Raw genomic sequence first — 11,970 nt, 5'->3', positions numbered from 1 at the left:
CGGACCAGAACGATAAATACACGGAGACAGACATGGCATTCCCCCTTTCGCGCCGGGCACTACTCGGCATGGCCGCTTCGGCCATCGCACTCGCGGTCGCCTTGCCGGCCGGCACCGTCATGGCCCAAGGCTCGGGCCGGCCGGTACGCCTGATCCTGCCTATCAGCGCAGGCTCGGGCGTGGATGCTATCGCGCGCGCCGCCGGACCGTCGCTCGGCAAGAGCCTGGGCCAGCCGGTGGTGATCGAGAATCTCCCCGGCGCCGGCGGTATTACCGGCGCAGCGGCGGTGGCCAAGGCGCAGCCCGACGGCACGACGCTGGGCCTGTTCTCCAACAACCATGTCATTAATCCGAGCGTGTACAAAAAGATGCCGTTCGACGCGATCAAGGACTTCACGCCCATCAGCGTGATCGGCTCGACGCCGCTGGTCCTGGTGGTCAACCCCAAGGTGCCCGCGAAGAACGTGCAGGAGCTGGTGGCGCTACTCAAGGCCAAGCCCGATGCCTTCAACTATGCCTCGTCGGGCAACGGCACCATCATCCAGCTCGCCGCTGAAATGTTCCTTGACGAAGCGCATGTCAAGGCCCGGCATGTTCCCTACAAAGGCACCGGCCCAATGATCACCGACCTGATCGCGGGCCAGGTCGAGATAGGCGTGGTGGCGTTGAATGCGGTAGCGCCGCACCTGAAGAACGGCACCCTGCGTGCGATCGGCTTGTGCGGCGCTACGCGCTCGCCCGCCGCGCCGGAGATTCCCACCATCGCCGAACAAGGTTTGCCAAACTACGCGGTCGAGGGCTGGTTTGCCGTGGTGGGTCCGGCAGGGCTTCCGCCGGCCGAGGTCAAGCGCCTCAACACCGTGTTCGTCAAGGCATTCACCAGCCCGGATGTCCTGGAAGCGATGAAGAGGCAGGGCAATACGATCAATCCCGGCACGCCGGAGGCCGCCGCGAAGTTCTTCCAGAGCGAAGCGGCGCGCTATGCGGCACTGGTCAAGAAGGCCAATGTGACCCTCGAGTGAGGTTGGGGCGTGCCGTCCCGGCGGGGGAGCCGGCGCCGCGCCCTGGCATACCGGCGCGGTTTCCGTTTGGCAGTTGCGTGGGCGCATTGGGCGAAAACTTCGACGCGCCCTTGTTGTTCATATAGGAGGCGTTGAAATAAAGATCGGTGCGCTTCGACAGGCTGTAAAGCGTCGGGAGGGCATGGCGCATCGCATCGTTTGGGGAATCCAGGCGATCCGTGCGCTAGACGCCCGCGCGCACCGCCCCCTGGTCAGGCGAGCTTGCGCAGTTCGCGCGTGTACTGGGCCGTGCGCCGCGCATAGTCGTCGGCGTTGGCGCGCAGACTGGCGACCTCGTCGTCAGTCAACTGGCGCACGGCCTTGGCGGGCGAGCCCAGGATCAGCGAGCGATCCGGAAATACCTTGCCCTCTGTCACAAGGGCACCGGCAGCCACCAGGCATTCCTTGCCGATGGTCGCGCGATTCAGCACTATTGCCTGGATTCCGATCAGCGAACCGTCGCCGATTGTGCAGCCATGCAGCATGGCCTGATGGCCAATCGTGACGCCCTCGCCGATATGGAGCGGGCAACCCGGGTCGGTGTGCAGCACCGCGCCTTCCTGCACATTGGATCGCGCGCCAATGGTGACGGGCTCATTGTCGGCACGAATCACCGAGCCGGGCCACGCGCTGACCTGCTCGCCAACAATGGCGCGGCCAATGATGGTGGCCTGCTCGGCAATGAAGGCGGATTCGGCAATGACGGGCGCGAGGGAACCGATTTGATACAGGGACATGATCTTTTTCTCTTCAGGCTGATTGTTCTTGGCACTAGCGCCGCTGCCTGCCTCTATCCGGCCAAGCTTGTCCGGCAGGTGGCAAGTGGATATCCGCGCCTTTGCAACGCTTACTCTAGCGATTCCTCTGCAGGTCTGAGACGGTGGTTTGGAAGGGCTACGATCTCCGATCGGAAACGCAAATAAGGCGGCGCATCTCTGCTGCGGGCTGCCAGGGTAGGGCACCTGTCATCGAAGGCTGCTGGCGATTCTGACTGCGCGGATTCGGGGGCACTCCCGTTGCCTCAAAAGATGCCGTCGCCATCCTCCATGAGGATCATGTGGAGGATTTAGCTTTTGCGCCGCTGCACGGCGGTCAGTATTCCCCGCAGGATCTCGATGGGGGGAGGCGGGCAGCCAGGCACGGCGACGTCGACGGGGATGACGTTGGCGACGCGACCGCAACTCGCATAGCTCTCGCCGAATATGCCTCCTGTACAGCCGCAGTCACCCACCGCGACCACGAGTTTCGGCTCTGGCGTCGCGTCATAGGTACGCCGCAAAGCGTCTTCCATGTGGCGCGAAACCGGTCCTGTCACCAGCAGCATGTCAGCATGCCGCGGGCTGGCAACGAATTTGATGCCAAGCCCCTCAATGTTGTAGTAGGGGTTGTTGAGTGCGTGGATTTCCAGCTCGCAGCCGTTACACGAGCCTGCATCGACCTCCCTGATCGTGAGCGCCTGACCGAGGATGTCGAGGATGTCCTGGTGGATCTGTTGCATCGCGGCGCCGCCATCGCCAACGCCATGAACATCGCCATCGACGGCCGGGGGCGGCGGCTCCGTAACGATGCCAGTGCGGACGATTTGTTTGAGGATGTGCCACATCAGAGGTCGTGTCCCGAATAGCTGAGGTTGAAGGACTTGTTGATCAGCGGAAAGTCCGGAACGATGTTGCCAATGACCGCGTGCTCAAGCACCGGCCAGTTCTGCCAGGAGGGATCATGGCAGTGGCAACGCAGGATTCTGCCGTCAGCGCCGATTTCGAGCGCCACAAGGACTTCGCCGCGCCAGCCCTCCACCCAGCCTGCTCCGATGGAGATCGCGTCCTGCGCCCGGATACCGGCATGGATCGCGCCGCCCGGCTGTTCCGAGCAGATGGCGCGAACAAGCCGCAGGGATTCAATGGTCTCGTCAAAGCGCATCGCCACGCGTGCAGCGACATCGCCATCGCGGTGCGTGGCCATCGTGACGTCTAACCGGTCATAGGGCGGCCATGCGTGGTCGCAGCGCAGGTCCGCCGCTTGCGCGCTGGCGCGCCCGGCGAGCCCCGCGAGGCCAAGCCGGGCGGCAAGTTGTGGCGTTACCCGTCCCGTGGCGCGAAACCGGTCCTGCAGTCCGGCATGCTCGTCGTAGACGCGGCGCAACGCGCGAACTTCGCGCTCGATGCCGTCGCACTGCTTGCGCAGCCGGTCCATCATGGGCGGCGCCGGATCCATTGCGACACCCCCGGGCACCACCGCATCCATCATGAAGCGATGTCCGAAGGCTTCCCCGGACAGCCGCTGCCAATCCTCGCGCAGCCGCGAGAACTGAGCCAGTCCGAAGGCCAGTCCGGCATCGTTGCCCAACGCACCGAGGTCGCCGAGGTGGTTGGCCACGCGCTCGCGCTCCAGCATCAGGGCGCGCAGCGAGGCCGCCCTTGCCGGTATTTCGCTCCCCGAGGCGGATTCCAGCGCCATACAGTAGGCCCAGGCATAGGCCACCGTCGAGTCGCCTGAGATGCGGCCCGCGAGCCGGTAAGCCTCACTCGGCGCCAGTTCGGTGAAGCGGCGTTCGATGCCCTTGTGCGTGTAGCCGAGGAGGGCTTCAAGGCGCAGCACCTTTTCGCCGACGACGGAGAAGCGGAAGTGGCCGGGTTCGATGATGCCGGCATGCACCGGGCCGACGGCTATCTCATGCACCCCATCGCCATCGACACGTACGAAGGCGTAGTCCGCGGGCAGCCTGCCCGCGGCGGCCAGCGGTTGCGTCGCATGTTGCAGGGGGAATGACCCGGGCGCCCACAGGCCATGGTCGATCCACGGGCGCTGGTCGTGGTTGCCTTGCACCCGGATGCCCGAGAGGTTGGCCATGGCACGCTGCATCCGCCCGGCACACGGGAAGATGCCGGCCAGGTCCGGAACCCCCTGTGCCGGGCCGCCGAGCCGCAGTTCGAGCCAGACCAGTCCCGCCGGTACGGCATACGCGGCGCATGCCGCCAACGTCCCGCCCGCCGCGCTGCGATCGGCGCCCCACACGGAGATCAGGCGCCCGCCCGTGTCCGCGACCGTGCGCGCTGCCGCGCTCCATGCATCGGGACTGGCGAGCCCGTGCCATACCGGCAGCGGTGCCGGGAGGCGATGCAGGTTGAGTCCGAGTTCAGGCAGGGCCATACGCTCAACTCCCCAGCATGGCGGCCGCCTGGCGGTACCACGCATCCAGATACGGCGGGACATAGAGGCCCAGCATCAAGCCGAGTATGAGGTGCAAGAACACCGGGACCAGCGCCGGCGGGTGCGGCAGGGGCTTCAGGGTGGTCTCGCCGAAGACCATCGGTTGCACGCGGCTGAACACTGACGCAAAGGCCATGCCGAGCGCGACCAGCAGGAAGGGCGTGGCCCAGGGTTGTTCCCGCATCGCGGTCGTCACGATCAGGAACTCGCTGGCGAACACGCCGAACGGCGGCATGCCCAGAATGGCCAGTACGCCTAGCATCAGGCCCCAACCGACCGTGGGGCTGACCCGGACCAGCCCGCGGATCTCGTCCATGGCCTGCGTTCCCGCTTGCTGGGCCGCATGGCCGACGGCGAAGAAGATCGCGGACTTGACCAGCGAATGCACCGTCATGTGCAGCAGTCCGGCGAAGCTGGCGATCGGGCCGCCCATACCGAAAGCGAAGGTCATCATGCCCATATGCTCGATGGAGGAGTAGGCGAACATGCGCTTGACGTCCCGCTGGCGGATGAGGAGCAAGACCGCCGCCACTACGGAAACCAGGCCGAAGCCCATCATCAGGTGGCCGGTGAGATGGTTGTTCAGCGCGCCGTCCGTCAACACCTTGCAGCGCAGGATGGCGTAGAGCGCCACATTGAGCAGCAGGCCGGACAGCACGGCGGACACCGGGGTCGGTCCCTCGGCATGGGCGTCCGGCAGCCAGTTGTGCACGGGAACCAGGCCGACCTTGGTGCCATAGCCGATGAACAGGAAGGCAAATGCCAGGGTGATGATATTCGGGTCCAGCCGGCCCTTGACCGCATCGAGGTTGGTCCACAGCAGCGCGCCGCCCTCGGGGCCAATGACCTGCTCGGCCGCCATGTAGAGCAGCACCGTGCCAAAGAGCGCCTGGGCGATACCCACGCCACACAGGATGAAGTACTTCCAGGCCGCCTCGAGGCTGGCCGCGGTCCGGTAGACGCTGACCAACAGGACCGTGGTCAGCGTGGCAGCTTCCATTGCCACCCATACGATGCCCAGATTATTGGTGGTCAGCGCCAGCAGCATCGTAAAGGTGAATAGCTGGTACATGCTGTGGTACAGGCGCAGCCGCGGCGGCGTCATCTTGCCGTGGTCGCGCTCCACGCGCATGTAGGGCCGCGAGAAGATGGATGTGGTCAGGCCCACGAACGCGGTCAGCGTAACGAGAAACACATTCAGGGCGTCTATGTAGAACGCACGGTCCCACGCGAGCGTGGGACCGTCGTCGATAATCTGCCCGGTGAGCAGGCAGGCCGCGATGAAGGTGCCCAGGCTGAACACGACGTTGACGTCGCGCGCATGATCGCGATGACCGACCAGCGCCAGCACCATCCCGCCGGCGAGCGGGGTTGCAAGCAGGAAGGCTAGCGCGATCAAATCAGTCCTCCTTCAGCTTCTCTAGGTGGCGGATGTCCAGGCTGTCGAACTGCTCGCGGATCTGGAACATGAACACGCCCAGGATCAGCACGCCGATCAGCACGTCCAGCGCGATGCCTAGCTCGACCACCATCGGCATGCCGTAGGTCGCCGAGGTCGCGGCAAAGAACAATCCATTCTCCATGGCCAGGAAGCCGATGACCTGCGGTATTGCCTTCGACCGGGTGATCATCATCAGGAACGAAAGCAGTATGCAGGCCAGCGCGATTCCGAGCGTGCCGCTGGCCAGCTTCACCGACAGCCGCGAGATCGGCATGGCCAGGTTGAACGCGAAGATCACCACCAGAATGCCGATCACCATGATGGTTGGGATATTGATCAGCGTCTCTACGTCCCAGCGGATATCAAGCCGGGCAATGATCCGGTGCAGGAGATAGGGGATCAGCAGCACCTTGAGCGCGAATGTCACGCCGGCCGACAGGTACAGGTCTGGCTGCCGGGTCACATAGCCGACCACGGCTGTCGCCAGCGCCAGGGTGGCGCCCTGCAGCGTGAACAGGTGGATCAGCGTCAGGATGCGGCGCTGCGAGATCATCCCGAAGGCCAGGATCAGCAGCACCGCGCCGAGCAGGTTGACGAACTGGGTCAGCAGGGTGCTCATGTCAGCGGGCAAGCAGCAAATGCACCAGCATGCCGATCACTGCCAGCAAGAAGGCGGTAGCCAGGAATTCCGGGACGCGGAAGATGCGCATCTTGGCGCTCGCCGTCTCCAGCGCGGCAAGCAGGATGCCGCCCACCATGAGTTTGGCCAGCAGCGCCGGCAGCGCCAGCAACATGGACGATGGCGCCTGGGCCTCGGCGATGCCCCAGGGGAAGAACAGCGCGAGTCCGATGCAGGAGTAGGCGAACAGCTTCAGGCTCGCAGCCCACTCGATGAGTGCGAGGTGGCGGCCCGAGTATTCCAGGATGAGCGCCTCATGGATCATCGTCAGTTCCAGATGCGTGGCGGGGTTGTCGACCGGCACGCGTGCGTTCTCCGCCAGCGACACCATGGTGAACGCAACGCCGGAAAAGGCCAGTCCGGGGTAGATCGCCAGTTGGCGATGGGCGAGTGTCTCGACGATGGTAGTGAGCGATGTCGACTTGGAAACCAGCGAGGCCGAGAACAGCACCATCAGCAATGCCGGCTCGGCAAGAAAGCCGATCAGCATCTCGCGCCGCGCCCCCAGGGTGCCGAAGGCGGTGCCGATGTCCATCGCCGCCAGCGAAATGAAAACCCGTGCCAGCGCGAACAGGCCGACCAGCGCGATCGCATCGGCCGCGGGCGCCAGTGGGAGGTCCGTCGAGAGGGTTGGGATGATCGCGCATGCCAGCGCCATGCAGCCGAACACCACATAGGGCGTGACGCGGAACAGCGGCGATGCGTTGTCTGCCACCACCGATTCCTTGTTGAACAGTTTGTGCAGCGTGCGATATGGCTGCCAGAGGCTGGGCGCGGATTTGTTCTGCAACCAGGCACGGCATTGATTGACCCAGCCCGTCAGTAGCGGCGCCATGGCGATCGATATCACGATCTCGATCGACTGTGACAGCAAGCCGGTGACTGTCATGGAGACCTCATCGCATCACCGCCAGCAGCGTGGCAATCAGAGTCAGGAAGCTATACAGCAGATACACGGAGATGCGCCCCTGCTGCATCAAGCCGGCCAGCCGCGCCAGGTACGAGGCCAGATCGACAGCGGGCAGGTATAGCCAGCGCCAGAAGCGGTCCTCAATGGTCACGCGGTAGCGCGGCCGTTCGTCGAAGGGCGTCGGCAGTTCGCGCTCCATCAGGAAAAAGGGTTCGAAGATCTGCCGGATAGGCTGGCCGAATCCCTCGGCGGTGTCCTGCATGCGCGCGGTGCCCCAGGGAAACCCGCAGGCCCACGGCGGGCCGCGGCGCAACCGGCCGTGGTACAGCCAGCGCACGAGCACGTAGGCCAGGGCAAAGCTGGCCAGGATGCCGAGCAGGAAGATCACCGGCCCATAACTGGCCTGGTCCTGGCTGGTCGGCGCCAGCAGCCAGCCGCTTGCCGCTACCCGGGCACCGAGGCCGGCGGTGACCAGTTGTCGTGTCACCGGGTCGATCAGTTGAATGAACTGCGTCGGCAACAGGCCAAGCGCCACGCACCCAAGGGCCAGCCACGCCATGCCCGCGCATTCCCAGGGGCCGGCGTCATGCGAGTGGGTTAGCTTGTGCTCGCGCGGCTGGCCGAGAAAGATCACGCCGAAGAACTTGACCATCGTATAGCCGGCCAGCGCCGCCACCAGCGCGATCAGCGCGGCGACCACCGGAATCAGCATGGTCAGCAGCGGCACCGGCAAGCCGGGCGTGAACAGGAAGCTCTGCAGCAGCAGCCACTCCGACACGAAACCGCCGAGCGGAGGCAGGCCTGCGCTGGCCAGCACCCCCAGCAATGTGAGCCAGCCAACCCATGGCATGTACCGTATCAATCCGCCCAGTTTGCCCAGGCTTCGCTCGGCGGTCGCATGCAGCACACTGCCTGTGCCGAGAAAAAGCAGGCTCTTGAAGAAGGCGTGGCTTGCGACGTGATAAAGCGTCGCTGTCAGGGCTAGTGCCGCCATCGGCCTCATGTCGTAAGCCGAAAAGATCAGGGTCAGGCCCATGGCGACAAACAGCAGGCCCATGTTCTCGATCGACGAGTAGGCCAGCAAGCGCTTCATGTCGGTCTGCACTGCGGCGAAGACCACGCCGAACAGGGCGGTGGCCAGGCCGATGGCCAGAAGCAGCGCACCCCACCACCACAGGCGCATGGACAGCAGATTGAAGGACACGCGCAACAGCCCGTAGATGGCTGTATTGAGCATGACGCCGCTCATCATCGCGGAGACCGGCGAGGGCGCTGCCGGATGTGCCTCCGGCAGCCAGACATGCAAGGGCAGTATGCCGGCCTTGGCGCCGAAGCCGAACACGGCAAGCAGGAAGGCAACCGATGCCCAGAAGGGCGTCAGAGCCTGGTCGCGCATGTTGGCGAAGGTGTAGTCACCGGTGTTGGCCTGCAGCACACCGAAGCAGAGCAGGATCGCGATCGCGCCGATCCGCGCCATCGTGATGTAGAGGTAGCCGGCGCTGCGCACCTCCGGAATGCGGTGATTCGCGGTCACCAGGAAGAATGACGACAGCGCCATGGTCTCCCACATCACCATGAACGAATAGGCATCGTCAGCCAGGATGACACCGGCCATGCTGGCCAGGAACAGGTGATATTCCAGGCAAAGCAAACCTGGCGGCGTGCCCTCGCCCTTGCGGAAATACCCGGCCGCGAACATGGAGATGCCCGCGGTCGCGCCGCCGATGACCATCAAGAAGTAAGCGGAGAGGCTGTCGAGCCGGACGTGGAAGGGCAGCGACGGCAGCCCGATGGCCAGTACTGCGACCTCGGGCGTGCCGAGTGTCGCGGCGAGCGCGAGGCCGGAAAGCGCCAGTCCAAGCAATCCACCGAGAGGAAAGAGAACGCGAGACACCAGCGTCAGTCGCTGCAGCGCGAGAACGCCTGCGGCCCCGACCAGCAACCAGGCCCCCACGACAATAAGCACCCAGTCGATATGGAGCCATTGCGCGGCCGGGGGCAGGCTGCTCATGGCCTAGGCCTTGCGGCGTGCGGTGCGCCGTTTGGCGGGCGGCGCGTCAGACTGCGCCTGCGCCTGTGCTTCTGGCACTGTCTCATTGCCGGCAGGCTCGACATTGCCCACGTTCAATCCGCTGGGCACGTACTGGACCCCATGTTGAGCGAGGTACTCGCGGATGAGCTGGCGCACCACCTGCGATGCCGTCAGATCCTGTTGCGCGCAAAGGCGCTCGAAAGCGGCCTTCTTGTTTGGATCGATGAGCAGCGTCAGCCGAGCAGTCTTGATCTCCATGGAGCCTCAACGCGCTAATACGATGGTCAGATGAACCACATCATGCATGAATGTCCGCGACCAGGCGGTGCTCGGCACTGCCACCGAGCACCGCCGGTGAAGCGGCAGCAAAGTTCGCCATATGCTTGTTACAACCTAGCATACGGAATGAAGATTGCATATGCCAGGAACCGTAATTCAATACGCCATACGTGTAATCACTATGCTAATGTGATTAACATAAACCAAGCAGGCGTCAAAGCGCGTGAGGCATTTGCGCGAATGGGCTGGCGAAGCAACCATGGAACAGCTTGTGGAGCAGGTGGAGGATTGGGTTGCTTGACAGGGGGCATGGACATGCGGTGCGGCTAGCTGGCGCCGGCATCACCTATGGTGACGGATCGCAGGCTCGTCCTGAGTCCAATACGGTGCAATAGTGTGTGAATGGCGGCCGTGGCGACGTCATCCGTCTCTTGCATGTCCTCAAGCACCGCTTGAAGTACCGCCTGAATCCGCAAGGCCAGCGCTTCGGCAAGCCTTGCCGCGGTGGCGCGCAACGGACAAGAGCCACCGAGCGCGTAGAGCGTGACATCTCTAAGCAGAGCGTCACCCCGATAGATGGCCACCAGCACCTTCGGCTGGTAGCTGCCGTCGACGAGCGCCTTTGCGCGCGGAGTAACGCGATAACTAACCGCCGGCTTGTGCACGGATCTCTCCCGATTGTTGCAAGGGCCTGACTCCGGCCGCGGCATTCCGTGCCGGCAAGAAGCATTGCCTCCTGGTCGGCACCTCGCAGGGAGGGCAGGCATCTCGGGGCCCTCGCACGGATCTTTGCCGGATGCAACCGCGAAGTGGAACTGCGGATTGATGCTGGTAGTCCGCGACGCGGACATCGGTCACTCGTGGTCCTTCCTGGCCGGAAGCGTAGTACCGACTTGGGGCCGGGTGGCGTAAGCCACTCCATGCTGCTCAAGATAGTCGCGGATCAACTGGCGCACCACCTGCGACGGCGTCTGATCCTGCGCCGCGCACAGCGTTTCAAAGGCCTTCTTCTTCACGGGGTCGATCAACACGGTGAAACGGGCGGTCTTGGATTCCATGCGCTCTAGAATAGTGTTGTATGATAATAGAGTTATCATTATATACAACTTGACGATGTTCCGGCATGCCAGCCCGTCTTGTCCGGCCTATGGCGGCGAGCCAGAAGGCGTGACGTATGCAAGTTGCTTAGGGGCCGCTTCTTATCTGAGGGCGATGTGGTAAACGCGACAATTGAAATGACGAACCGCATGGGCTTGCAAGGCCGGGGCTCAGCGCGGCTAACCTTTACCGCCGCTCAGTTCGAATCCGAGATTCTGCTTGTCAGTAATGACTGCACAGCGAATGCCAAGAATGTGATGGAGGTGATGCGGCTCTCGGCGCGGGCGGGGACCGAGGTGCGTATTCAGGCCATCGGGCCGGATGAAGTTGCTGCCGTGAAAGTCATCGCCGCCCTGCTGACTGAGTGATGAATTGAATAACACGCCTGATCGAACCCCTCAGATGGACCCCACGCGCACGTCCTTCGAAGCCTACCTAAAGTTTCTGTCCGAAGCACCCAGCGACGGCACGCCGACGGTACTGGAAACCTCGCTTGCGCTTTCACTGCATTTCGACGCGCTGGCAACGCAAAGCGTCATGTCGCGGCGTGACCCCGACAAGCTTGTTCTAGGCTACACACGGACGATGATGGCGTTTTTACTGTTGCAGCCGGCGCCCGCCAGGATTTCGATGATCGGCCTCGGCGGGGGATCATTGCTCAAATACTGCTATCGGCATCTGCCGGATGCCAAGGTTGTCGCCATCGAAATCGATCCGGCGGTGATTGCCCTGCGCGATACGTTTCACATTCCGCCCGACGACGAACGGCTCGAGGTGGTTTGCGCGGATGGCGCCGAATATGTCAAGAGTCAGGACGCGCGGCCGGAAGTCATCCTGGTGGATGGCTTTCTCGCCCATGGCATGCCGACACAACTGGGCAGCGCGGACTTCTACGCGGCGTGCCACGCGAGGCTCGCCGACGATGGAGTATTGGTCGCCAACTTCATCGACAGCGATACCGATATTCCGTTCTATATGGAAGAAATTCGTTCGGTGTTCGGCGACTCCTTTTCCATTTCTCCGTCTGAGGACAGTTGCAACTACGCGCTGTTCGCCTGGAAGGGCGCGCAGGCACTTCCCTCGCTGGACGAATTGCTGATGCGTGCGCGCGCTCTGGAAACCACGCATCCGCTGAATCTGCGCTCGGCCGCGCGTCGCCTGAAACAGGGCAAACGGCTCGCGGCGGATCACAAGTTCTGGCAAAAGCTCGCGGGCTGACGAGTTCTCCGGCCGATGTCTGGATAGACACGATCTGAACCG

At 63.6% G+C, this 11,970-nt stretch carries 13 protein-coding genes; 3 read left to right on the top strand and 10 right to left on the bottom strand.

Going from position 1 to position 11,970, the window contains the following annotated elements:
• The first annotated feature begins 32 nt into the window (after positions 1 to 32).
• Complete coding sequence (locus ACZY0R_RS00895; protein ID WP_488856721.1) at positions 33 to 1,022, top strand: tripartite tricarboxylate transporter substrate binding protein; 990 nt, start codon at positions 33 to 35, stop codon at positions 1,020 to 1,022.
• A gap of 251 nt (positions 1,023 to 1,273) precedes the next feature.
• Here the strand turns inward: ACZY0R_RS00895 and ACZY0R_RS00890 are convergent, their stop codons facing one another.
• From ACZY0R_RS00890 to ACZY0R_RS00845, 10 genes are all read right to left on the bottom strand, one after another.
• Complete coding sequence (locus ACZY0R_RS00890; protein ID WP_488856720.1) at positions 1,274 to 1,798, bottom strand: gamma carbonic anhydrase family protein; 525 nt, start codon at positions 1,796 to 1,798, stop codon at positions 1,274 to 1,276.
• Positions 1,799 to 2,127: 329 nt separating this feature from the next.
• On the bottom strand, positions 2,128 to 2,664 hold the full coding sequence (locus tag ACZY0R_RS00885; protein WP_488856719.1) for an NADH-quinone oxidoreductase subunit B family protein: 537 nt from the start codon (positions 2,662 to 2,664) through the stop codon (positions 2,128 to 2,130).
• On the bottom strand, positions 2,664 to 4,211 hold the full coding sequence (locus tag ACZY0R_RS00880) for a hydrogenase large subunit (protein WP_488856718.1): 1,548 nt from the start codon (positions 4,209 to 4,211) through the stop codon (positions 2,664 to 2,666). The genes ACZY0R_RS00885 and ACZY0R_RS00880 overlap by 1 nt, the downstream gene beginning before the upstream one ends.
• 4 nt (positions 4,212 to 4,215) lie before the next feature.
• On the bottom strand, positions 4,216 to 5,670 hold the full coding sequence (locus ACZY0R_RS00875) for a hydrogenase 4 subunit F (RefSeq protein ID WP_488856717.1): 1,455 nt from the start codon (positions 5,668 to 5,670) through the stop codon (positions 4,216 to 4,218).
• 1 nt (position 5,671) lies between these two features.
• A complete protein-coding gene (locus ACZY0R_RS00870; RefSeq protein ID WP_488856716.1) occupies positions 5,672 to 6,331 on the bottom strand; it encodes a formate hydrogenlyase in 660 nt (219 codons plus the stop codon).
• A gap of 1 nt (position 6,332) precedes the next feature.
• Positions 6,333 to 7,280: a respiratory chain complex I subunit 1 family protein gene (locus tag ACZY0R_RS00865; protein WP_488856715.1), complete on the bottom strand. Its 948-nt coding sequence runs from the start codon at positions 7,278 to 7,280 to the stop codon at positions 6,333 to 6,335.
• A 7-nt stretch (positions 7,281 to 7,287) separates the two neighbouring features.
• Positions 7,288 to 9,312: a hydrogenase 4 subunit B gene (gene hyfB / locus ACZY0R_RS00860; RefSeq protein WP_488856714.1), complete on the bottom strand. Its 2,025-nt coding sequence runs from the start codon at positions 9,310 to 9,312 to the stop codon at positions 7,288 to 7,290.
• Between the two features lie 3 nt (positions 9,313 to 9,315).
• Positions 9,316 to 9,591: a ribbon-helix-helix protein, CopG family gene (locus ACZY0R_RS00855; protein WP_488856713.1), complete on the bottom strand. Its 276-nt coding sequence runs from the start codon at positions 9,589 to 9,591 to the stop codon at positions 9,316 to 9,318.
• A 347-nt stretch (positions 9,592 to 9,938) separates the two neighbouring features.
• Positions 9,939 to 10,277 (bottom strand): hypothetical protein, encoded by a 339-nt coding sequence (locus tag ACZY0R_RS00850; RefSeq protein WP_488856712.1) that lies wholly within the window; start codon positions 10,275 to 10,277, stop codon positions 9,939 to 9,941.
• 189 nt (positions 10,278 to 10,466) lie between these two features.
• Positions 10,467 to 10,670, bottom strand: coding sequence for a hypothetical protein (locus ACZY0R_RS00845; RefSeq protein ID WP_045240745.1), 204 nt, complete (start codon positions 10,668 to 10,670; stop codon positions 10,467 to 10,469).
• A 156-nt stretch (positions 10,671 to 10,826) separates the two neighbouring features.
• On the opposite strand from ACZY0R_RS00845, the gene ACZY0R_RS00840 reads away from it, so the two are divergent.
• A complete protein-coding gene (locus ACZY0R_RS00840; protein ID WP_488856711.1) occupies positions 10,827 to 11,078 on the top strand; it encodes an HPr family phosphocarrier protein in 252 nt (83 codons plus the stop codon).
• Positions 11,079 to 11,112: 34 nt separating this feature from the next.
• A complete protein-coding gene (locus tag ACZY0R_RS00835) occupies positions 11,113 to 11,928 on the top strand; it encodes a fused MFS/spermidine synthase (RefSeq protein WP_488856710.1) in 816 nt (271 codons plus the stop codon).
• The last annotated feature ends 42 nt before the right edge of the window (positions 11,929 to 11,970 follow it).

The sequence above is a fragment of the Cupriavidus sp. F041 genome (genome assembly GCF_057814235.1).
This window is presented reverse-complemented; position numbering and strand designations above follow the sequence as displayed.